The 22,953-nt window shown below is 44.1% G+C and carries 23 protein-coding genes and 1 tRNA gene; 10 read left to right on the top strand and 14 right to left on the bottom strand.

From position 1 onward, the window contains the following. Window positions 1-59 precede the first annotated feature (59 nt). Window positions 60-644 carry an RNA polymerase sigma-70 factor gene (locus AC07M6_RS05210; RefSeq protein WP_494887865.1) on the bottom strand — a complete coding sequence of 195 codons (585 nt, stop codon included), beginning with the start codon at window positions 642-644 and terminating at the stop codon, window positions 60-62. Between the two features lie 204 nt (window positions 645-848). After that, window positions 849-925, bottom strand: a tRNA-Met gene (locus AC07M6_RS05205). A gap of 144 nt (window positions 926-1,069) precedes the next feature. Between AC07M6_RS05205 and era the strand changes: the two genes are divergently transcribed. The 6 genes from era (at window position 1,070) to AC07M6_RS05175 (ending at window position 7,349) form a co-directional block, all read left to right on the top strand. After that, window positions 1,070-1,948 (top strand): GTPase Era, encoded by an 879-nt coding sequence (gene era / locus AC07M6_RS05200; RefSeq protein WP_494887864.1) that lies wholly within the window; start codon window positions 1,070-1,072, stop codon window positions 1,946-1,948. Between the two features lie 115 nt (window positions 1,949-2,063). Further along, entirely contained in the window at window positions 2,064-3,365 is a 1,302-nt protein-coding gene (gene der / locus AC07M6_RS05195) for a ribosome biogenesis GTPase Der (protein ID WP_494887863.1), read from the top strand. A 365-nt stretch (window positions 3,366-3,730) separates the two neighbouring features. Then, complete coding sequence (locus tag AC07M6_RS05190) at window positions 3,731-3,964, top strand: hypothetical protein (protein WP_494887862.1); 234 nt, start codon at window positions 3,731-3,733, stop codon at window positions 3,962-3,964. A gap of 8 nt (window positions 3,965-3,972) precedes the next feature. Next, window positions 3,973-5,808, top strand: coding sequence for a hypothetical protein (locus AC07M6_RS05185; RefSeq protein WP_494887861.1), 1,836 nt, complete (start codon window positions 3,973-3,975; stop codon window positions 5,806-5,808). Further along, window positions 5,798-6,628, top strand: coding sequence for a hypothetical protein (locus AC07M6_RS05180; protein WP_494887860.1), 831 nt, complete (start codon window positions 5,798-5,800; stop codon window positions 6,626-6,628). Before AC07M6_RS05185 ends, AC07M6_RS05180 begins: the two co-directional genes overlap by 11 nt. After that, entirely contained in the window at window positions 6,621-7,349 is a 729-nt protein-coding gene (locus AC07M6_RS05175; RefSeq protein ID WP_494887859.1) for a DUF6339 family protein, read from the top strand. The genes AC07M6_RS05180 and AC07M6_RS05175 overlap by 8 nt, the downstream gene beginning before the upstream one ends. Here AC07M6_RS05175 and AC07M6_RS05170 read toward each other — a convergent pair. The 7 genes from AC07M6_RS05170 to AC07M6_RS05140 all read right to left on the bottom strand — a co-directional run bounded on the left by AC07M6_RS05170 (window position 7,335) and on the right by AC07M6_RS05140 (window position 14,280). After that, window positions 7,335-8,897, bottom strand: coding sequence for a DNA cytosine methyltransferase (locus tag AC07M6_RS05170; protein WP_494887858.1), 1,563 nt, complete (start codon window positions 8,895-8,897; stop codon window positions 7,335-7,337). The genes AC07M6_RS05175 and AC07M6_RS05170 overlap by 15 nt on opposite strands. Next, window positions 8,890-9,129, bottom strand: a complete 240-nt coding sequence (locus tag AC07M6_RS05165; RefSeq protein WP_494887857.1) for a helix-turn-helix domain-containing protein — start codon at window positions 9,127-9,129, stop codon at window positions 8,890-8,892. Before AC07M6_RS05165 ends, AC07M6_RS05170 begins: the two co-directional genes overlap by 8 nt. 56 nt (window positions 9,130-9,185) lie before the next feature. Beyond that, window positions 9,186-9,599 (bottom strand): very short patch repair endonuclease, encoded by a 414-nt coding sequence (locus tag AC07M6_RS05160; RefSeq protein ID WP_494887856.1) that lies wholly within the window; start codon window positions 9,597-9,599, stop codon window positions 9,186-9,188. 16 nt (window positions 9,600-9,615) lie between these two features. Beyond that, the gene (ypfJ, locus tag AC07M6_RS05155; protein WP_494887855.1) at window positions 9,616-10,488 is read right to left on the bottom strand and encodes a KPN_02809 family neutral zinc metallopeptidase; all 873 of its coding nucleotides are present in this window, start codon (window positions 10,486-10,488) and stop codon (window positions 9,616-9,618) included. 933 nt (window positions 10,489-11,421) lie between these two features. Next, entirely contained in the window at window positions 11,422-12,165 is a 744-nt protein-coding gene (locus tag AC07M6_RS05150; protein ID WP_494887854.1) for a zinc ribbon domain-containing protein, read from the bottom strand. Continuing rightward, window positions 12,165-13,262, bottom strand: a complete 1,098-nt coding sequence (locus AC07M6_RS05145; RefSeq protein WP_494887853.1) for a Nif3-like dinuclear metal center hexameric protein — start codon at window positions 13,260-13,262, stop codon at window positions 12,165-12,167. The genes AC07M6_RS05150 and AC07M6_RS05145 overlap by 1 nt, the downstream gene beginning before the upstream one ends. Before the next feature lie 37 nt (window positions 13,263-13,299). Then, complete coding sequence (locus AC07M6_RS05140) at window positions 13,300-14,280, bottom strand: peptidyl-alpha-hydroxyglycine alpha-amidating lyase family protein (protein WP_494887852.1); 981 nt, start codon at window positions 14,278-14,280, stop codon at window positions 13,300-13,302. A gap of 209 nt (window positions 14,281-14,489) precedes the next feature. On the opposite strand from AC07M6_RS05140, the gene AC07M6_RS05135 reads away from it, so the two are divergent. From AC07M6_RS05135 to AC07M6_RS05125, 3 genes are all read left to right on the top strand, one after another. After that, the gene (locus AC07M6_RS05135; RefSeq protein WP_494887851.1) at window positions 14,490-14,933 is read left to right on the top strand and encodes a MarR family winged helix-turn-helix transcriptional regulator; all 444 of its coding nucleotides are present in this window, start codon (window positions 14,490-14,492) and stop codon (window positions 14,931-14,933) included. 89 nt (window positions 14,934-15,022) lie between these two features. Next, window positions 15,023-16,285, top strand: coding sequence for an MFS transporter (locus AC07M6_RS05130; RefSeq protein WP_494887850.1), 1,263 nt, complete (start codon window positions 15,023-15,025; stop codon window positions 16,283-16,285). 53 nt (window positions 16,286-16,338) lie between these two features. Next, window positions 16,339-16,791, top strand: a complete 453-nt coding sequence (locus AC07M6_RS05125) for a 3-oxoacyl-ACP synthase (protein ID WP_494887849.1) — start codon at window positions 16,339-16,341, stop codon at window positions 16,789-16,791. An 87-nt stretch (window positions 16,792-16,878) separates the two neighbouring features. Here AC07M6_RS05125 and AC07M6_RS05120 read toward each other — a convergent pair whose 3' ends face one another. From AC07M6_RS05120 to AC07M6_RS05100, 5 genes are all read right to left on the bottom strand, one after another. Next, window positions 16,879-17,511 (bottom strand): ABC transporter ATP-binding protein, encoded by a 633-nt coding sequence (locus AC07M6_RS05120; protein WP_494887848.1) that lies wholly within the window; start codon window positions 17,509-17,511, stop codon window positions 16,879-16,881. A gap of 104 nt (window positions 17,512-17,615) precedes the next feature. Next, complete coding sequence (lpxA, locus tag AC07M6_RS05115) at window positions 17,616-18,398, bottom strand: acyl-ACP--UDP-N-acetylglucosamine O-acyltransferase (RefSeq protein WP_494887847.1); 783 nt, start codon at window positions 18,396-18,398, stop codon at window positions 17,616-17,618. After that, complete coding sequence (locus AC07M6_RS05110; RefSeq protein ID WP_494887846.1) at window positions 18,395-19,804, bottom strand: bifunctional UDP-3-O-[3-hydroxymyristoyl] N-acetylglucosamine deacetylase/3-hydroxyacyl-ACP dehydratase; 1,410 nt, start codon at window positions 19,802-19,804, stop codon at window positions 18,395-18,397. Before AC07M6_RS05110 ends, lpxA begins: the two co-directional genes overlap by 4 nt. A gap of 67 nt (window positions 19,805-19,871) precedes the next feature. Further along, window positions 19,872-20,930 (bottom strand): UDP-3-O-(3-hydroxymyristoyl)glucosamine N-acyltransferase, encoded by a 1,059-nt coding sequence (gene lpxD / locus AC07M6_RS05105; protein ID WP_494887845.1) that lies wholly within the window; start codon window positions 20,928-20,930, stop codon window positions 19,872-19,874. A 166-nt stretch (window positions 20,931-21,096) separates the two neighbouring features. Next, window positions 21,097-22,332, bottom strand: a complete 1,236-nt coding sequence (locus AC07M6_RS05100) for an HD domain-containing protein (RefSeq protein ID WP_494887844.1) — start codon at window positions 22,330-22,332, stop codon at window positions 21,097-21,099. Window positions 22,333-22,567: 235 nt separating this feature from the next. Here AC07M6_RS05100 and AC07M6_RS05095 point away from each other — a divergent pair, with 235 nt between their 5' ends. Beyond that, window positions 22,568-22,942 carry an HYC_CC_PP family protein gene (locus AC07M6_RS05095; RefSeq protein ID WP_494887843.1) on the top strand — a complete coding sequence of 125 codons (375 nt, stop codon included), beginning with the start codon at window positions 22,568-22,570 and terminating at the stop codon, window positions 22,940-22,942. Window positions 22,943-22,953 lie beyond the last annotated feature (11 nt).

The raw sequence follows: 22,953 nt of genomic DNA, 5'->3' as shown, positions 1-22,953 counted from the left end.
AACTGCCGTTTAGTACTATAAGAAAATGAAATATTTTTTAATAAGGAATAAACGTGGGTTTAAGGCAACAACCAAAGCAAAAGAATTGAGGCAGAAATGCCTGGTAATGATTTTCTTAGGTGCGATAATGCAGTGGATAGCTGATTTTTAACGGTCTGCTCTGATAATTGAAGCTTTTCAGCAATTTCCGGGATACTTAGATTTTCTTCACGGCTTAACTGATAGATCTCTTTTACTTTTGGAGATAATTCATTGAGCGAATTTTCGATAGTTTGCTGAAGTTCTTTAACGGCTATTTGTTGCTCAATGTTAGGCTGATAAGCGTTTGCTAATGATTGCAGCATTGCTGCGTATTCTTCACGGGTAATATTCCGGCGTATTTTATCGATGATGCGATGGCGGGTAATTGTAAACAGGTAGGTTTTTAAATTAGAAGTGATATTCAACTGTTTCCTGTCTTCCCAAAGTTTAACGAAAAGGTCATGGATAATATCCTGCGCATCCTCCAGGTTAAATAATTTTGATACTGTAAAATCTGCAAGGCTTTTTGCGTAACGTTTGTAAATTTCGGCAAATGCAGTCTCATTATCTTCCTTTAAAAGTCGAATAAGTTGTACATCTGTTAAATCGTTTGAAAACTGCATATTTCTGGTTATCAGATTAGTTCACGTTTTTATGATTAATCAGACAGTCATTACTAAAGACAAATAACTAAAATATTTTGTATTATTTTATTAACGAAGCAGCACTCGAACCGAAAATGGTAGGATTTTTATTAAAGAGGGAATGTTTTAACAAAAACAACGAAAAGGTCATAAAAAAAGCACCTTCCGATTAAGAAAGGTGCTTGGGTAGCGGGAGCAGGACTCGAACCTACGACCTTCGGGTTATGAGCCCGACGAGCTACCAACTGCTCCATCCCGCACTATTTTTGGTATTGTACATAACGGTCATAAACCCGAAATGTTTGTTTCCAATTGTAAAAAAGCAATTTGTAACTCCTTTTAATTGGACTGCAAAGATATAATTCGTTTCTTTGCAGTCCAAATAATATTTTAATTATTTTTTTATGAGTCATAGGGCAGGTTTTGTAAGCATCATTGGCAAACCTAATGCGGGTAAATCCACATTAATGAATGCGCTTGTGGGCGAAAAAATGTCCATCATCACTCCAAAAGCACAAACTACGCGCCACCGTATTTTGGGTATGGTAAATACCGATGATTACCAGGTGGTGTTTTCGGATACGCCAGGGATCATCAAGCCGCACTATGCCCTGCACGAAAGCATGATGAACCAGGTACAGGGATCGATAGTAGATGCCGACCTGATTTTGCTGGTGACCGATATTAACGAGAAGCACGACGAAACCGATGTGATGAAAAGGCTGGAAGGCTCGCAGGCGCCGGTGATCGTACTGATCAACAAAGCCGATTTGAGCGATGCCGATACCATTAACCAAAAAGTGGCCGATTGGGAAGAGAAGCTGGAGCCGCTGGCTGTGTTTGCTATCTCGGCCCTGAAAGCGCCTAATACGGTTGAACTGTTAAAATTTATTGTTGGCTACCTGCCTGAGCACGCGCCTTATTACGAAAAGGACGCACTGACCGACAGGAACGACCGCTTCTTTGCTTCGGAGATGATCCGCGAGCAGATTTTTAAACAATACAAAAAAGAGATCCCTTACAGCACCGAGGTAATTATCACGGCGTTTAAGGAGGAAGAGAAAATATACCGCATCAGCGCCGAAATTATTGTGGAGCGCGATTCGCAAAAGAACATCATTATTGGCCAGGGTGGCAGCATGCTGAAAATAGTAGGCACGTACGCCCGCCGGTCGATGGAGGATTTTTATCAGAAGAAGATCTTTTTGGAGATGTTTGTTAAAGTGATCAGCGATTGGCGCAGCAAAAAAAACTACCTGAAGAAATTTGGGTACGATGATTAGTTCTAAGTTCTGAGTCTTAAGTCTGGAGTCTTAAATTTCCCCGTCTTATTATTCACAACTTTCTTATAAATTAGTGTTGACTTAAGACTCAATACTTAAAACTTACGACTTAACAATGAGTAACATAGTAGCCATAGTAGGCAGGCCCAACGTTGGCAAATCAACCCTATACAACCGTTTAACCGAAACCCGCAAAGCTATTGTGGACGATTTTAGCGGCGTAACCCGCGACCGTCATTACGGCGTGGCCGAATGGGTGGGGCGCAACTTTACCGTGATTGATACCGGCGGCTATGTAGCCAACAGCGACGACGTTTTTGAAGCCGCTATCCGCGAGCAGGTGAACATCGCTATTGAAGAGGCTACCGTTATCCTTTTTGTGGTTGACGTTACCACCGGCATTACCGACCTGGACGATGAAATTGCTACCCTGCTGCGTAAAGGCAAAAAGCCAACGTTTGTAGTAGTGAATAAGGTTGATCACGGCCTGCTGCAATCAGACGCGAGTATATTTTACAGTTTGGGTTTGGGCGAGATCTACAATATCTCATCCATGACCGGCAGCGGTACCGGCGAACTGCTGGACGAGGTAATTAAAACCTTCGACGATGAAGTGGTAGCGGAAAATACCCTGCCTAAATACGCCATTATTGGCCGCCCTAACGTGGGTAAATCATCCATCATCAACTCGCTGATTGGTAAGGACCGTAACATTGTTACCCCTATTGCCGGTACCACGCGCGATAGTATCCATATCCACTATAACCAGTACGGTCACGAGTTTATGCTGATCGACACGGCCGGGATGCGTAAAAAAACCAAGGTGAAGGAGAACATTGAATTTTACTCGGTGATGCGTACTATTAAGGCGCTGGAAGAAGCCGACGTAGTGATCCTGATGATTGATGCCGTTGAAGGGATGGAATCGCAGGATGTGAATATCTTTCACCTGGCCGAGAAGAATAAGAAAGGCGTTGTGGTAGTGGTGAACAAGTGGGACCTGATTGAGAAGAACACTAAGACCGTTAAGGTTTTTGAAGAAGCCATCCGCCAGAAACTGGCGCCGTTTACCGATGTGCCTATCGTATTTACTTCGGTAACCGAAAAGCAGCGGGTGTTAAAGGTGCTGGAAACCGCCAACCAGGTGTATGCCAACCGGGCCAAAAAGATCCCTACATCAAAACTGAACGATGTGATGCTGCCTATTATCGAAAACTATCCGCCGCCGGCGTTGAAGGGCAAGTTTGTAAAGATCAAATACATTACGCAGATCAAAGGTACATCGCCTATGTTCGCGTTCTTTTGTAACCTGCCGCAATACGTTAAGGAATCGTACATGCGCTTTATCGAAAACAAGCTGCGCGAGAACTTTGATTTCACCGGGGTACCCGTACAGATCTTCTTCAGGCAGAAATAGACCTTGATTTTTTTGATTTGAAGGCTTAACAGGATTGCTTTACGGTTACGCTCTCTTGCGCAGGATTTGCTATGCATTGCGATAAAGGAGAAAATCCAACTTTACATTGCAATCCCTCTCCCCTAATTCGCGGATATGATATTAAGTTGCAATTGGCTTTAGCGTGAAGCGCCTATTAACATCGCCCCCCCCCCTCTTCCTCTCTCTCTCTCTTCATATATATAATGAAATATATTTTGATGTATTTCATTGTGATTTGTTTGTGGAATAGTGATAATATTAATTAAAATATTTATATATATAAAAGTGATTTTATTTTTATAAATAAAATCACTTTTATATATTTGATTAAAATATATAATATCATGAATGCGTTAAATACAAAAAAAGAGAGATTCAAGAATGTCGCTGGCAGAAGAGTTCAAAAGGTACTGGACGATTTAGAAAGCCTGGCAAACTGCTCGAATACTTCAACATATGAGTATACAGATGCTGAGGTAAAAAAAATGATGGAAGCGATTAACAAAAAAGTTAATTACTTAAAGGTTTCCTTTGAGGCCAACAATAGTAAAACGAATAAGCAAACTTTTGAATTTTAAATGATAATATGTCAAAAATATTAGATTGGAATTTTGCGTCAACCGGTGGTGGTGACATAGACGGGTTAAACAATTCTATGATTGAGCATTTTAGCGGAAATTATAATTATTTCCTCGCTCGGGAAATAATCCAAAACTCTCTTGATGCAAAAGATAAAAAAATCAAAGAGCCGGTTAAGGTCATTTTTGGATTAGAATATTTCACAAAAGAAGAGTTTCCCGGCCATGTTCAACTTAACAATATCGTTAAGTCTGCAAAGGATTTTTGGCGCCATCATGATGAAACAATCAACTTCCTTGAAAACGCTATAACATGTTTAGGGCTGGAAAAAATTCCATTTTTAAGGATATCTGATTACAATACAATAGGATTGAGTGGTAATGATGATGACATGAAAGGAGGATGGTTTAATCTTGTGAAGTCGAATGGCGCGAGTTCAAAAAGTGCCGGCGAAGGCGGATCTTTTGGTATAGGTAAGGGAGCCCCTTTTGCGGCTTCAGATTTAAGAGTGGTTTTTTATTCAACAAAAAATGAAACGGCAACATCCGTATTTCAAGGAAAAGCAGAACTTGTTAGTTTTCAGGATAGTGAAGGGGATAAAAAACGAGGGGGTGGTTCTTTTGGTTTTGCGCAACAATCTGTAAGAAAGGCAGAGCAAATTCCTGATCGTTTTTGGCGAAGGACACAAGGGACAGATATTCTTTTAGCCGGTTATAAAGTTACAAAGGATTGGATCGAAGATTTATTAAAGTCTGTTTTAAGAAATTTTTGGTATGCAATCCATTCTAATGACTTAGAAGTTGACGTTGAAGGAAATGAAATTAATTCCAATAATTTATCTGAGTACCTTGTTCGATATTTTGCAACCGAACCTTTTAAAGATTACGTAGAACCGATTGGCAATCCTTTACAATATTATTTGGCTGTAGTTCAGGGACAAGAACTAGGAGGCAATGAATTTCTTCCATCTTTGCAAGAATGTAAGTTTCATTTTAAAATGATTGAATCACATATGAATTATGTTGCAATGCTTCGTAGATCTCATATGGTTATATACTCAAGGCGTTTTAACTTTCCAGGAAACTTTGCTGGCGTATTTATTTGTGATAATGACATGGGGAATTTAAAATTAAGGAAAATGGAACCACCAGCACATGACAAATGGGATCCTAAGAGGAGCAAAGAAAACGGAGAAACAATAATGGCTGAAATAACCAAATTCATTAGAGGCTGTTTAGATAAAGTTAAAAAGAGTCAAAATTTTGGTGTTCTTGAAATACCGGAATTACAAAGGTTTTTACCTTTTGACGATGGCGATGATTCAGGAGACGGCAGCGGGGGAGAAATAACATATACAAATAATGAGGGGACAAAAGAAACTTCCAAAACCATTCAAAAAGCAGAAGGATTTAATTCACAGGTTGTTATAACTCCCTATAAAATCTCTATTATAAATGATAAAGAAGCAGAAGACAGTGAGCAAGGGGATAGGGGAGAAAATAGTGGTGCCGGTGGCAGTGGCAAAGGAAGTTTTGTAAGAAAAGTTAGAGGATTGGTATCAAGGGCCTATTTGATTTCTCAAACCGAGGAAAAATTAACTTATAAAGTGATTTTAAAAAACAGTCAAAACATACGATGTAATATAAAATTGATTGCTGTTGGTGAAGAAGGAACAGAGAAATTGAAAATTTTAAATATTTATGATCAAAATAACGGCAAGTACTTTTATTCTGAAAATTTAATACGGCATTTGCAATTGCTAAAAAATATCAGTCAGGAATTTACCGTAGAAATCAGTTCAGCATTTAAGCTGGCTTTAAAAATTGAAGCCCATGTTATATAACAATAGAAATTATCCGCATCCTGTTTTGGGTATTGCTGATGACTATTTGAACAGTAGTCTAAAAGTTGATTTGAAAATATCCTCGAAAGTCGATTTTATAGAAATCACACCAGTCTTTATTCTTAATAATCCAGATATAAATATACTTATTCAAAAAGATTCTGCGGCATATATATCGCATGTTTATTGCAGGGGTACGTTGTATCGGGAAGTATTCAGAAGCCAAAAAAGCTTAGCTGACCCCATTTTGATTCCATCTACTAAACTAAATGGTGAAGTGGAAATTGATTTTTTTATTTGCGCATTAGCTTCAATTAATAAGTATAAAAGCTCTTTATTCAATATTGACTATGGGCAAAATAGTTTTGAAATTGATAAGTCGGATCTAATGGCCTACGCAGGTAAAGGCAAGTTTTATGCAAATAAAAGCCCACTAGAACTCAAATCAATTTCCGCACTTATGAATATTGATTGTACAGGAGAAAGTAAGTCTCCGATGTATTTAGATTATTCTGGGGAAAAAATAACTATTATGTTATGCATTGAAGATTATAATAATTATAAGTTATTTAAAAGCAATAAACAGTATTTTGGATTAATTTTATCTTCATTGGTTTTTCCAGCTTTACTCGAAGCTCTCCACTTTCTTAATGATCCGACAGCTAAGGACTATGCTGAAAATAAATGGTATAAGGCATTAAAAGAAATCAAAGACGCATCTAAAAAGCATCCTGAACCCATAAAAATTGCACAAAACATTCTTGATCAGCCCTTAAATAAATGTTTTGAATCCCTAACAACAGACTCAGATTATGAATAAGAATGAAGTGCGCTTTTTTTCGACCTTGTATGTTGATAAGCTTTTTAGGAACGTTTATTCAACAAAAAATCACGATAACTATTTAAAAGACAAATTCCCTTTTGAAGAAAATTATTCAAAAGGGGCAACTGGAATATTTTTTGATCAAAATTTATATCTAAATCCTGATCAAAAAAAGGATATGGATAATAGTATAGTTCTTTATGAATCTTTCAATACATTGACTGAAGTTGAAGCGTCAGATGAACGATTGTGGGTAAGTTTAACACATGATTTTTTTTGGGATTACATGCGTGAGAGATGGCCTGTTGAAGCTGCAAAAAACCCCGTAGGGCGCGTTAAAGAAAGATACTTTCTAAGAAATTTAAAACTTGAATCAATTACCAGGAATGGCATATCAAGGTTATGGTGGTATGCACACATAACTCATGACATCAGCAAAGGTGATCGAAAGTATGAACTTCTTGAAACGATGTTACAGAGGCAAGATTTAGCTGTGGGAATAACCGAGCGTGCTATTGGTACTAGCAAATCTATCAGAACTGGGCTATTGGAGTTTCTGAAACTCAATTCAGATATTGCCAGAAGTGAAGACAAAACAAGAGAGTTAATTAAAAATTTAAATTTATTTGGTGGCGTAAAATTTCTCCCCTTGTTTAATACAGAAGAAATCATTAATCTATTAAATAAAATAAAGCCTCAAAGTTTACCCATAAGCTAACAATTTTTGAATGATCGATGCTATCTGGTATGCCAAATACGGCGGCACTGCGTTTCCAACCTGATGATATTGCTCTGTACGCGGCCCACAGAAGTAATAGTTATCCGGGAACGTCTGTATTCGTGCTGCTTCACGCACCGTTAAACTTCTACATTGTGCCGGGTCGGGGTGGATATAATAGTGCCCATCCTTTGAAATATGACTGGTAACCGTTTTTGATGGTTCATTTAACAATTGCACCCTAAACCTATCGGCAAATTTGTTTTCATCAATCCCATCCCTCACATTTAAATGCCGGGGCAATAACCTATCCGGAAAATCAGACAATTTAGGAGACCTCCCTTCAATTTCGGCAAAACAGGCAACAAACATATAGCGGTATAAATCATCTTTAATATGGCTACGTGTTTCATGATTGGCAAACCCATGTAAACGCTGGTCAACATACCAATTGTTTAAATAGGCTATTGTTGCATTACCATCAATAAATAAACCCCCACGGTTATTTTCCGGCAAATTTAATTGATTAATTACTCCTATAATCCTTTCTCTAACCGGTTCTTCAATATTATTCCATATCCCGGTTTCAAGGCTTTCCTGTAACAACGCAATCCATTCATTACTTCCATCTTTCTCTTTTGATATACCACTTCTTAATGATGGCAAATCACCAATCACATCATTAACAGTTATTGGTAACAAAGCTTTATGTAAGGTATCAGGTGTAATGTTTAAATCATCTCTAATACCTAAGAGTATAACCCGGTGCCTAGTCTGTGGTATTCCATATTCTTCTGACTTTATAATAAAGTCCCGGGGTTCAAAAATATCTTCACCAAGTAAGTTTTTTTTCCTTGGTGTAACTAAAGAATATATTTGATAACCGGGTGGCTTATACGTTAAGTCTTCCTGACCTTTTAATTTACGGTAAGCCTCGAAAGGATTTTTTAAGTCACGGACAACCTGGTTGAAAATAGATTCAGTATTAACCTTCGCAGATAAAATACCTTTTACATTTTCCATAATAAATACAGGTGGCCGGTGAACTGCAAGGATACGGTAGTACTCGCGATACAGATAAACGCGTGGGTCTTTTTCATCAAGGCCATCCTTTTCCTGGCGCCTTGATCTTCCAACAAGGGAGTAGGCCTGGCAAGGCGGCCCACCTATTAAAACAAAGTTTTTTTCTCCTTTTAAACCATCTTTTATTCTTTTATCAATTAGCTTATGCTTTGCGTTATCACCTACCTCAATTTTCCAGGCTTCGTGCTTAGCCGCGGCTGCCTGTTCGGGGTATTTATGATACAGTTCTTCAACTCCTTTTAATTCACCTTTAACCAGGGAATAGTATTCTTCAGGCAAATGATTCGGTTCAAACTGGCGTACAAAGCTACGAAGCGTTAGTGTTTGATGCGCAAAGTCGTCCTTTTCAATAGATAGGGCTATTTTAAATACCCGTTTATTTTCATCATTTAATACAGAAGTGAAACCTTCGCCCAGTCCACCGGGCCCGGCAAACAGGTCGATAATTGGAATAGATTTAAACATTAGAATTTACGGTATCAGAAAAGATTGGGGAATTAAAGAAATCGCGGATATTGGTTTCCAGTGCAAGAATTATTTTTTCAAGGTTAATTACAGAAACATTTCGTTTGCCGTTTTCAACCTCGTTAACGTAAGTCTTATCTATCTCTGCCTTAAAGGCTAAGGCTTCCTGTGTTAATTTTAAATTTGTTCGGTGTTCCTTTATGCGCAGCCCGATTTTCTTGCGGATATCCATTACGCAAGCTATTGTCTATTCGACTATAAGTCAATCGGATATAAGTGAACTTTTTATTATTTTAAAGAAACTAATAAATGGCTAAGCGTAGCATCAAGCGATGCTTTCTTCAATTCACACTCCCATATCTCAATAATATTCCAGCCTAATTCTTTTAGGGAAGTTTCAGCAATACTATCATTGGCAATATTGCCATTAATTTTATTTAGCCACCATTCGGTTCGGGTTTTCGGCACAACATAATATCTGCACCCCTCATGTCCATGCCAAAAGCATCCATGAATAAAAATAACCGTCTTGTATTTGGGTAAAACAATATCGGGCTTGCCGGGCATATCCTTTACATGCAGCCGGTAGCGGAAACCATGTTTATGCAAAAATCTCCGCACCAGCATTTCAGGCTTAGTATCCTTACTCCTGATCCGCGACATATTGTAGCTTCGGGTTTCCTTACTGTGCACATCGGCCATAGCACAAATTTAAGTACTAATACTCATCCTCCGTCCTCACCGCAAAAGTATTCCCCTGTTTGATATCCCCCGTGTCGAAACCTTTTTTAAACCAGTAGGCGCGCTGGGCGCTGGTGCCGTGGGTAAAGCTGTCGGGTTCTACGTGGCCCTGGCTTTCCTGCTGCAGGCGGTCGTCGCCAATGGCGTGGGCTGCCACCAGGGCGCTGTCTATATCGCTGCGGTTAATCACTATGCCTTTGCTGCGGGCGCGTTGCAGGTAATGGGCCCATACGCCGGCATAAAAATCGGCCTGGAGTTCCATTTTAACCGATAGCTTGTTAAAATCTTCGGTGCCGAGCTGCTCCCGGGCGCGCTCCATTTTGGCGCTCAGTCCCAGCAGGTTTTGCACATGGTGACCAACCTCGTGGGCTATTACGTAGGCGCGGGCGGCTTCGCCGGGGGCATTAAAGCGCTGACTCAGTTCATCAAAAAAAGAAAGATCGATGTACACTTTACGGTCGGCCGGGCAATAAAACGGACCGGTTGCCGCGCTGGCAAAACCGCAGCCTTCGGCCTCAACCGCGCCTTCAAACAGGTGCAGGGTAGGCCGCTCGTAAGTGCGCCCTTCGGCGCGCATCAGGCTGTCCCACACGTCTTCGGTACTGGCAAATACTACGCTGGCAAACTGCTGTTCGCGGGTAAGGTTGCCGCTTAGCTTTTGGTTTTGCTGCTGCTGGGCGGGGTCGCCCTGGCCGCCGTTAAGCAACTGGGAGGGGTTAACACCCGTCAGCAGGTAAATCACCACCCCAATAATGCCTACAATACCACCGCCAAAAACCAGTCCGCGGCCACCGCCGCTGCTGCTCCCTGTTTCTACATTATCGCTTTCGCGTCCGCCGAACCACTGCATAGTTTTAGTTTTTTAGGTTAACAGGGGGTAGGGGTGGTTTGTTTTATGGGATGTTGTTGGGTTTGTGCTTTTTATGAATGTTTGTGCGGATAGTGACCGTTAGTCCGGCTCAATTGCCGCCGGAAGGGCTGTTACTTTTTTCTTGATAAAAAAGTAACCAAAAACTAAGCGATAGCGACCTCATGAACGCCTTGAAAAATAAATAATATGTGAATAAATCAAGACAGCGCTAATGCTTCCTTTGCCGCACAGGGCCTTCGCCCGCATCATGCAAAACCACGGTACGCAAGAATTTGCCCCTGCTCCCGCTCGCACGTGGCCCCGCTTCAGGCAAATCCGCTTCCCTTTTCCGCCCACGGGCCAGCATCGTTTTGCCCGATCTTTCCGGAAGCCGCACCGCTGTCGGAGAAGAGAAGCGGAGCTTCGCTCCAATTCGGCCGGAGGTCTTTAAAAAGAGCGGGGGCCTGTCAAAAAAGCGGGCCCGCGTTGGCGGGAATGCCCTTGGCAACCGCCTCCGGCGGGTAGTTGCCAAGGCAGGGAGCGTTGAAGCTTTTTTTTGACTTGGGTTTTTGGATACTTTTGGGCCCAAGCCAAAAGTATCTTGGCCCCTGCGGCTAAGAGCAGACTGACGTTAATTTACAGCACAGCCGTTCACATGTACTACTGTCCTGCCAATTATGAGATTGCTTCGTGCCTCGCAATGACGGGATGGTGGGTTATGGGTGGTGAAACCCCTCCCTGCCAACACACAGACAGCCGCACCCCTTGCTCCGCCGCTAAAGCTAAGGCGCACGCGGCCCGGGGGAGGGACTGTTACCTGTTCTGCTCACGATGTAGTGAAAACAAGAAAGGCGTTCAGATCAAATCTGAACGCCTTTCTTATATCATCTTAGTGATCCCTAATCTCCAATCACTAATTAACTCATCTCTAAATTATGCTTCTTCAACTTCCATAGCCATTTGCTCGTCAACCAGGATACGGCCGCAATGCTCGCAAACGATGATCTTTTTGCGTTGACGGATATCTGACTGGCGCTGTGGCGGGATCTGGTTAAAGCAGCCCGAGCACGAATCGCGACGGATAGTTACTACTGCCAAACCGTTTTTAGCGTTGGTACGCAGGCGGTCGTAAGCAAATAACAGGCGGTCTTCGATATTAGCTTTGGCTTTATCAACCTGTGCTAATAATTCTTCTTCTTCTTTTTGGGTTTCGGAAGTAATGGTGCCTAATTCGTCCCTTTTTAATTCAAGGTCTTTTTTGCGTTCTTCCAAATCGGCCAGGGCTTTTTCATAAACCTGGTTTTTGGTAGTGATCTCAAAACCAAACTCACGGATCTTTTTCTCGCTCACTTGTATATCTAAGCCCTGTATCTCAATTTCTTTTGATATAGCTTCGTACTCGCGGTTGTTTTTAACCTCGTTCAGTTGAGCCTCGTATTTTTTGATATTGGCTTGCGAGTCGCGGATCACGTTTTTGCGTGTTACGATCTCATCTTCCAAATCATCCAGTTCGAATTTAATTTTCTGAATGCGGGTCTCTAAGCCAGCAACGTCATCCTCTAAATCAGCAACTTCCATCGGCAACTCGCCACGTACCTGGCGTATTTTGTCGATCTGTGAGTGGATGCTTTGTAGTTCGTATAAAGCTTTTAGCTTCTGTTCTACGGTTTGTTCCATTAAATATAGTATTTGACGGGGTTTGTATTTATTTCTGTTAAACGGACGGCAAAGTTAGTGAATTTTTTTTGAATTATTTCACACAATAAATGTTGCGTAAATTGTTCACTTTCAAAGTGTCCCACATCGGCAATAACCAGCTTTCCTTCGGCATCAAAAAACTCGTGGTATTTGTAATCGGCGGTCATAAAAATGTCGGCCCCGGCGGCTATGGCCTGCTTCAGTAAAAAGCCCCCGGCACCGCCGCAAACGGCTACTTTTTTAACCATTTTGCCGGTAAAGGCCGTATGGCGGATCACGCTGGCGTTCATTTTCCATTTTACGTGCTGCAAAAAGGTTTTCTCGTCAACAGGATGCTCTACCTCACCTATCATGCCGGCGCCAACTTCCTGGTGCTGGTTGGTAATGGGGTACAGATCATAAGCCACCTCCTCGTACGGATGGGCCAGAAACAGCGCCATCAGCACTTTGCTTTCCAGGTTGGCCGGGTATATGGTTTCTACACGGGTTTCGGGTTCGGTATGGCGCTCGCCGGGCTGGCCTACGTAGGGGTCGGTGTGTTCGTTACCCTTAAAGGTGCCGTGGCCCTGCACGCTGAAGTTGCACTCGCTGTAATTGCCAATATGCCCCGCGCCGGCTTTAAACAGGGCATTGCGCACCTGTTCGGCCTGGGCATGCGGCACAAAGGTGACCAGCTTTTTCAGCAGGCCTTGTTTCGGCGACAGGATGCGGCAGTTCTGCAAGTCCAGCGTTTCGCAAATGCGGGCGTTAACGCCGGTTTTAATATGATCCAGATTGGTATGGATGGCGTAAATGGCGATGTTATTTTTAATGGCTTTCTCTACCACACGCTCCACATAGGTTTTGCCATTGAACTTTTTGAGGCCCTTAAATACAATAGGGTGGTGCGATACGATGACCTGGCAATGGCGGGCAATGGCTTCGTCAACCACGGCTTCGGTACAATCCAGCGATACCAGCGCCTGCTGGATCTCCCTGTCGGGGTGACCGACGATCAACCCCGAGTTATCGTAATCCTCCTGGTAGGCCAGCGGTGCCAGGCTTTCCAGGTAGTTGGTGAGTTCGGATAGTTTCATTTCCCGAAGTTAACCATGATTTTTAGGATTTTAAGATTTACTTGATTATCGGTTGTTTTTTAGACCGTCCGGGGCTTAATTTTTGGATGATATTACCCAGGATATCGGCGGTGTAGATATTGCCGTCGCTGTCAACCGCTACATCGTGGTACCAGCATTTGGGGCCGCTGTAGTGACTGGTTCTTCCCTGGCGGGATATGATCTTGCCGGTGATATCGAATACGATAATATCCGATCCGTTGTGCCGGATATCAAACCAGGAGGTTTCATCGTCGACCGCTATTATTTGGTTTTTAACTTTATCAAACGTTAACCCGCAGATCCGGCCGAAGCTTTCATCACCAAACTGCTTCAGGAATTTACCTTGCGGGTTAAATACTTCTACGCGTTTATTGGCCCTGTCGGCTACGTATACATTACCGGCCTTGTCCAGCGTCAGGCCGTGCGGAACGTTAAACTCACTTGGGCCGTTTCCTTTTTTACCCCATTCCAACAGATATTTCCCGGCAGGCGAAAACTTAACCACCCGGCTATTGCCATAACCATCGCTCACATAAAATGAACCATCGGCAGCAATGGCTACGTCCGTCGGTTGATCAAAATGACCGGCATCATTGCCCGGTACTCCGACTACGCCCAACTTCATCAACAGTTTACCATCATGCGTAAACTTGAATACCTGGTGCAGGCCAACATCGGTAACCCAAACGTTGTTGGCGCTGTCAACAGTCAGTCCGTGCGGCATAATGAACAGGTGATCGCCCCAGCTATTGATGATCTTTCCGGTTTGATGATCCAACACTAAAACGGTTTTTTGCGCGATAGGCGTTTTAGGCATGGACCCAATCAGCGGCCAGTCGCGATTACCCCGCCTGAAAACAATCAGGTTTTGATTGCTATCAACGCCAATCCCCGAAGGGTTACCCAGCACCATGGTATCTGGCAGAGACGGCCAGTTTTTAACCAATTGGTACGATGCTTTGCTGATCTGCCCGGCATGCTTTTGCTTACATGCCATTATAAAGCAAACAGGTAGAATAAGCAATAAGAATATTTTTCGGCTCATAATATTAGAGGCAAGATAATAAATAATGGCTTTGTGTCCTTTGTGATTTCTACCTCTGTGTCCTTTGTGGTTAAATTCTAATCTAAGCATTATGACTTTCTCTCAACAAAACAAATCCTATATTTGTAAGGTAAACTTACAAGTTTACTTAACAATAAAAAATGAGCGATCAAACCACAAGGCAATTAGCCAGCAACCTGCGTAACGTAATTACCCGTTTAACCAAAAAGCTGCGCAAGCAATCGGCCACGGGCGAAAGGCTGTCGCTGACCGAACGCTCGACCATTGCGCTGCTGGATCAGTACCAGCAATTATTGCCCAGCGAACTGGCTGTTATGGAGCATATTACCACGCAATCCATGTCGCAGGTGCTGAATAATTTATTTGAGATGGGACTGATCATCCGAACGGCTTCCGAAACGGATAAGCGCAAAGTGATCATTTCTTTATCGCCATTAGGCACAGAAACACTATACAAGGTACGTAACGAACGCGAAGAGTGGCTAAACAAAGCGCTGAACGAGGTTTGCACACCCGAAGAACAAGCCCTGCTGCAACAGGCATTAGGCCCGCTGACCAAACTGGTTGATTGGGACCCCTCCTAACCTCCCTAACGGGGAGGAATGAGTGAGGGTTTATATAAAATAGATGGATTTAAAGCCCGCTCCTTTGGAGAGGGTTGGGAGAGGTTACTATGAACATCAATACATTTAAAGCTTTTAAAAGCTACAACTACCGCCTTTACTTTTTTGGCCAATCCGTTTCGCTGATTGGTACCTGGATGCAAAAAACCGCCGTAAGCTGGGTGGTGTACGAGTTAACACAATCTAAATTTATGCTGGGGATGACGCTGTTTGCCAGCATGTTCCCCTCGTTCCTGCTGTCGTTTTTGGGTGGCGTGGCGGCTGACAGGTACAACCGTTTCCGGTTGTTACTGGCAACGCAGGTAGCCAGTATGATACAGGCCATATTGCTTACCGTGCTGGTGTTTACCCGGCATTACAATGTTTGGGAAATTATAGTGCTGAGCGTGGTGCTGGGTATCATTAACGCTTTCGATGTTCCGGCCCGCCAATCGCTGGTGTATGATATGGTAGATAATAAAGCCGATTTGCCTAATGCCCTCGCGCTTAACTCGTCTATGGTCAACCTGTCGCGATTGATAGGGCCGGGGATTGCCGGTATAGCTATTGAAAAACTGGGCACCGATGCATGCTTTGGTTTAAACGCGGTAAGCTTTATAGCGGTAATTGGTTCGCTGCTAATGATGAAACTGCCTAAATACGAGGCTAAGCCGCACCCAAAAAATGTATTCGGCGAATTAAAGGAAGGCTTTGTTTATCTCAAAAATACCCCATCCATTTCCTTTATCCTGCTCATGCTGGGTACTATCAGCTTATTGGTGCTGCCTTACAGTACCCTGATCCCGGTTTATGCCAAAGATATTTTCCACGGTTCGGCATCTACCTTTGGGGTGATCGATAGTGTGATCGGTCTCGGTGCGTTTTCGGGCGCCATATTCCTGGCATCGTTAAAACCCGGGCATAATCTGAAGAAGATCCTGGCCATCAATACCTTTATTTTTGGTGTCGGCCTGGTATTATTCGCGCATGAAACTAATTATCCATTGGCCTTAGTGTTTTCGGTGATAGGCGGCTTTGGCATGATGTCGCAGATCACCGTCAGCAATACCCTTATCCAAACCTCCGTTGCGCCCGAAATGCGTGGGCGGGTGATCAGCTTTTACGCCATGGCTTTCTTCGGGATGCAGCCGTTGGGCGGATTGATCATCGGCGGGTTATCCCAGTGGATAGGCGTGCAGAATACCATCCTGGCCGAGGGTTGCGTAGCCCTGCTGATCGGTGGGCTGCATTTACGGTTTCTGAAAAAAAGAAAGCTTCAAAAAAAGGAGCAGGCTTTACTGGAGCAACAACCGCTGGAGGCCGTCCACACATAGGTGCTGGCGTTGGCTTTTAAACCAGCCGCTTTTTCCCATATTTGCATCCGCCCATGAATCAACTGAAAAAACAACTTCACCAGCTTTGTACGGTTTTTGTACAGCAACGTATGGACAATGCACAGCAAGCCATCCAATCGGCCGAACAATCATCTACCGAAGATACCAAAAGCAGCGCGGGTGATAAGTACGAAACCGGCCGCGAAATGCTGCAGCAGGAAAAAAACCGCGGCATGGCCCAGCTCACCGGAGCCAATAAGCTGCTGGTAGCGCTTAACCGCATCAGCACGGCAGGAAAATCGGACAAGGTGGAAGAAGGCAGCGTGGTGAAAACCAATAACGGCAACTTTTATATCGCGGTAAGCGCGGGTGTTTTAAATGTGGCCGGTGAAAGCTATTTTGCTATATCGTCGGCATCGCCTGTCGGGTTTAAAATGATGGGCTGCAAGGCGGGCGATGAATTTAGCCTGAACGGGAAGGGATATGTGGTATTGGAAGTGATATGATCTTGCGTGAATTCATTTTCAAACAAGATAGGCGAAGAGTTACTCTCTCGACCGGGTTTGAATGACCGGCAATAAACCAGGTTGATATTATCCTTTATAATCGGTTATGCGTAACTGATCATTGCAAAAGTTATACTCGTGCTCCTGGTTGGAGCAGATGATGACCAGGCGGCCCTGCGCGAATTGCTGTATGAGGTTTAAATACCAATTGACACCCTGCACGTCCAGATTAGAGGTGGGTTCGTCCAGCAGCAGCATAGGGGTGTCTGCGCAAAAGGCCAGAGCCAGCTTTAAGCGCTGTTTCATACCCGACGAAAAGTATTTGATCAGCTTGTTTTTAGCCCCGGGCATATCCAGCAGGTCGATTACCTTATCGCTGTTGAATCCCTTCAGATAGGGTTTAAATTTAAAGTGAAAACCGATCATTTCGGCCAGGCTGAACTCCTCTATCAGTTCCATATAAGGCGCAGCCAGGCTAATGTGCTTAAACACCTGTTCGGGTTCCAGCACTGCGCCGTTCAGGCTATAACTGATTGTGCCGGCCGAAGGGGATAAACTGGCATTAACCACCTGCAATAAGGTAGACTTGCCCGAACCATTTGGCCCCAATATGGCGTAACTGTTGCCCGAAGTAAAAGTGTAATCCACGCCCTTAAATATCCAGTCGCGGTTAAAGCGGCGGCCTATTTCTTTAAGGGATATGGTAATCTGAGATGTCATTGAGTCATTGAGTCATTGAGTCATTGTTATATCGCAACACACAATGGATCAATGACAGCGAAGCGTAATGACCCAATGACAGCGAAGCGTAATGACCAACAACCTTAGTTGTTTCCAAACCCCTTCATGATACCGCGTTGCGATCCTTGTATAAAGTTCAGGATCTCGTCGCGTTCCTGCGTCGGGCGAAAATCGGCCTCGATGATCTCCAGGGCTTTGGTTACATTATAGTTGCGTACAAAAAGGGTGCGGTAAATATCCTGTATCTCGTTAATCTTGTCTTCGCTAAAGCCACGGCGGCGTAGGCCAACCGAGTTGATGCCGGCGTAGGACAATGGCTCGCGCGCGGCCTTTACATACGGCGGTACATCCTTGCGTACCAGCGAGCCCCCGGTTACAAACGCGTGCGACCCAACCTTAACAAACTGGTGAATGGCTACCATACCCGCTAAAACCACATTGTCGCCAATGGTGATATGGCCGGCAAGGGTGGTGTTATTTGAGAATATGCAGTTATTGCCCACCAAACAATCGTGCGCTACGTGGCAGTAGGCCATAATCAGGCAGTTGCTGCCAATTTCGGTTTTAAAGCGGTCGTTTGTGCCACGGTTAATGGTTACGCATTCGCGGATGGTGGTATTATCGCCAATTACCACATGGGTATTCTCGCCCTTATATTTCAAATCCTGGGGGATAGCGGATATAACCGCGCCCGGGAAAATGCGGCAGTTTTTGCCAATACGCGCGCCATCCATAATGGTTACGTTTGACCCTATCCAGGTGCCCTCGCCAATTTCCACATCCTTATGGATGGTTACAAACGGATCGATCACTACGTTTTCGGCTATCCTGGCCTGCGGATGGATATATGCTAAGGGTTGGATCATTCTTCGGTGTTTTTAGTTTTTTTAACAATTTGTGCCATCAGCTCGGCCTCCACAACAATGCGCGATCCTACCATACCTACGCCTTTCATTTGTGCAATACCCCTGCGGATAGGCGCCAGCAGGTTACAATGGAAAATAATGGTATCGCCCGGCACAACCTTATCCTTAAAGCGGGCATTTTCTATTTTCAGGAACAAGGTAATATAATTTTCAGGATCAGGAACGGTGTTTAATACCAGGATACCGCCGGTTTGCGCCATCGCCTCGATTTGTAAAACACCGGGGAACAGCGGCGAACCGGGGAAGTGGCCCATAAACAAGTCCTCGTTCATGGTTACGTTCTTTAGCCCTACCACGTGGCTTTTTGATAGCTCCAGTATCTTGTCTATCATTAAAAACGGCTGGCGGTGCGGTAATATATTCATGATCTGCACGGTATCATATACCGGCGTCATGTTAGGGTCGTAAACTTTTACGTGCTTACGGCTGCGCTCTTTTTTAATTAAGGCCTTTATTTTTTTGGCAAAGGCAACGTTAGCGGCATGGCCCGGTCTTGCCGCCATAATATGGCCGCGCAGCGGAACGCCTACCAGCGCCAGATCGCCAATCATATCCAGCAGTTTGTGGCGGGCCGGTTCGTTTTGGTGGCGCAGTTCAATATTATTCAGTATCCCCTGCGGGGCTACATTAATATCTTTACGGTTGAACAGCTTGGCCAGGTGGGCCAGCTCTTCTTCGTCTACCTCTTTATCAACCACTACGATAGCGTTGTTAAGGTCGCCGCCTTTTATCAGGTCGTGTTTAAGCAGCATTTCCAGTTCGTGCAAAAAGCAAAAAGTGCGGCACGATGCTATTTCCTTTTTAAATTCGGCAATGGTTGAGATACTGGCATGCTGGCTGCCCAACACGGCCGAATTATAATCAACCATACAGGTAAAGCGGTAATCATCCAGCGGCATAGCCACCATCTCTACCTTACGGTCGGCTTCCGAATAATGGATGTTATATGGGATATGGTAATACTCCCTGTCGGCTTCCTGGTCAACAAACCCGCCGTCGGCCAGGGCATCCACAAACATAATGGAGCTGCCATCCATAATAGGGGTTTCGGGGCCGTCGATATCAATCAGTACGTTATCAATTTCTAAACCTACCAGGGCGGCTAAAACATGCTCAACGGTGCTTACACTGGCTCCGTTTTGCGAAATGGTTGTTCCGCGCGATGTATCGGTTACATTATCGCAATCGGCATCAATCACCGGCGAGCCTTCCACATCAATCCTTCTGAATTTATAGCCGTGATTATCCGGCGCGGGCGTAAAGGTCATGGTCACCTTTTCGCCGGTATGCAAGCCCGTCCCGGATACTGATACCGGGCCTTTAATAGTTCTTTGTTTTACGTTCATAAAAAGCCTCACCCAACCCTCTCCAGGGGAGAGGGCTTTTGAATTTGTTTATTTAACAGCCTACCTTTTAAGTCCTCTCCTCTGGAGAGGATTTAGGTGAGGCATCCTTAATTATTTTTTCTAATTCCTGTATCCTTTTTTCCAGCTCGGGCAGGCGTTGAAACACTACCTGCGACCGCATGTGCTCGTTATATTTGGTAGCAGGCGAACCCATCCACCTTTTACTTTCTTCGGCAATATTGCGACTGATGCCGGATTGCGCCTGTACCTGCGATCCGTTGGCTATGCTGATATGGCCAACCACACCAACCTGCCCGCCCAGTATTACCTGCTCGCCAATTTTGGTGCTGCCCGATATACCTGTTTGCGCGGCCACTACTGTATTGGTGCCGATCTCCACATTATGGGCCACCTGGATCAGGTTGTCCAGCTTAACTCCCTTGCGGATAATGGTCGACCCCATCGTTGCCCTATCTATTGTGGTGTTGCTCCCTATCTCAACGTCATCTTCGATGATCACATTGCCTATCTGGCTAATTTTTGTGTAACTGCCGTCAGGGTTGGGGGCAAAGCCAAAACCATCGGCCCCGATGATGGTACCCGAATGGATGGTAACGTTGTTGCCCAGTACGCAATCAAAATAAATGGTTACACCGGGAAAAAGCGTTACGTTATCGCCAAGCGTTACGTTATCGGCAATATAGGTATTAGGGTAAAGCTTGCAGTTATCGCCAACGATTACATTTGGACCAATATAGGCAAAAGCGCCGATGTAGGCATTTTTGCCAACCTTAGCGCTCTCATGTACAAAGCTGGGCTGCTCTATACCGCTTTTATTTAATTTGATGGAATTGTACTGGTTCAGCAACAGGGTGAAGGCGCTGTAAGCATTTTCTACCCGTATTAAGGTAGCCTTTACCGGTTCGGCCAAAACCTGGTCGTTATTAATAATAACAACCGATGCGCCGGTGCTGTATAAAAAGCTCTCGTACCTGGGGTTAGCCAAAAAGGACAATGCCCCGGTAGTGGCTTCCTCTATTTTTGCCAGGCGGTTAACTGTGGCCGAAGCATCACCTTCTACAGTTCCGTTAAGCAGTAAACTTATATCGCTGGCAGTAAATTGCATCCGGCAAATTTAGTTGTTAATTGGTTAAGGGGCAAATTACAAATAATATCTTAACCACAGAGAGCACAAAGGCCTGCACAGAGGTCACAGAGCCTTTTTGCCCGATCAATCTCCATATAATCTCTGTGCACTCTGTGTTTCTCTCTTTGTGCACTCTGTGGTTAAATTAACCACAATAATCCAAATCTTTTACATAACAGGTAATATGCTTTTTTACCGTTTTTGTCAGCGCGCCAAGGCTGCTGTAATCGCTGGCATCGGCAATATCTTTAATGCTGTTATCCTTCATCAGGATACGGATGTTGCCATCGCCCTGCCGGTAGGCATTATTGCGTATGGTATCGGTAAACACAAAATATTCGGCCTCATCTGCACTTATACGATATTTTTCAACCGCTTGTTTTATCAGGCCGTCCAAATGGTGCTGGGTAGATACCTTGGTTGAAATATCTACATGATACAGCTTGCGATGGATGAGGTTATGGCATAAGGTAGCCAAAATTAAATCATCGCAGCTTGCCCAAACCTTAATGGCCGACATGATATCCGTATCATCCAGCGATGAAAATATATCCAGGTTTTGCGCGTCGTTTTTAAAGGCCTCCTTATTAATGGTATTCACCAAAAAATGGTTAAGGGCAGGTGTGGCAAACAGGGGTACACCTTTCAGCGCCAGTTCGCGCGCGCGTTTTAAGATCTTGCCCAATAATTGCTCGGCCGCTATAACGGTTTTGTGCAGGTAAACCTGCCAGTACATCAGCCGGCGGCTGATCAGGAAGTTCTCTATTGAATAAATTCCTTTTTCTTCTACCACAATATGATCGTCCACCACGTTCAGCATTTTGATGATCCGTTCCGAACTGATCACGCCCTCGGATACCCCGGTAAAAAAGCTGTCGCGGTTCAGGTAATCCATCCGGTCCATATCCAGCTGACTGGATACCAGCTGGTGCAAAAAGCGCCGCGGATAGGTGTCATTAAAAATGGCGATGGCCATATCCAACTGCCCGTTCAGATCGCGGTTTATGCGGTCCATCATGGCGGTGGAGATATCCTCGTGCGAGATACCCTGCACAATGGTTTTTTCCAGCGCGTGCGAGAATGGTCCGTGGCCCACATCGTGCAGCAGGATGGCTATGGTTACGGCTTCCTGCTCTTCGGGGGTAATTTCGTTCCCTTTATTGCAAATGGTCTCTATTGCCATCCGCATCAGGTGCATGGCACCTAAAGCATGGTGAAAGCGGGTGTGCAGCGCGCCGGGGTATACCAGGTGCGTCATCCCTAACTGCTTAATATAGCGCAGGCGCTGAAAGTACGGGTGTTCGATCAGGTCGAAAACCAGCGCCGACGGAATGGTAATAAACCCGTAAACCGGGTCGTTTATAATCTTCTTTTTGTTCAAGGGGGTAATATAGATTGCAAATGTGTCAAATTATGATGAGTTTGATACCAGATGCTTGTAAAAATTATGGCTAAGTGCTCACAAATATATGCAACGCCACGAAAGCCGCAGAATACCGACCGCATTATCCAGGGAAATATCCACCAAAAATATCTTCATCATAATATTAACCATACACAATATTCAACTAACCTTTTCGTTTGTAAATACGAAAACCGTCACATACCTTTGCATTATGTTTAAAAAAGTAAGCGTATTAACTTTGATGTTGCTGTACCTGGTTACAGCATCGGGCTTTGCGCTTAATTTGCATTATTGCGGCAACACTATCGCATCCATAAAAATAGATGCGCCTGCCAAAAAATGCAGCCCGGTTAAAATGAAATGCTGCCGGGATAAACATGTAGTTGTAAAGGTTAAGGATGCCCATCAGGCTAAAACACCGTCGCTTTTAAGCAAGCTGTTTTTTGTTGATCTGCCTAAACTTCCGTTCGAGGATTATCTTTTCCCGGCAGAAGAAGTAGCGGTTGCCACCCCAACCGACCGTGGCCCGCCCGACCGAAGTTCGGTTACCCCCAAATACATCCAGAACTGTAATTTCCGAATCTGATCTGTCGATAA

Source organism: Mucilaginibacter sp. GW821-FHT07H05, assembly GCF_059418485.1.
This window is presented reverse-complemented; position numbering and strand designations above follow the sequence as displayed.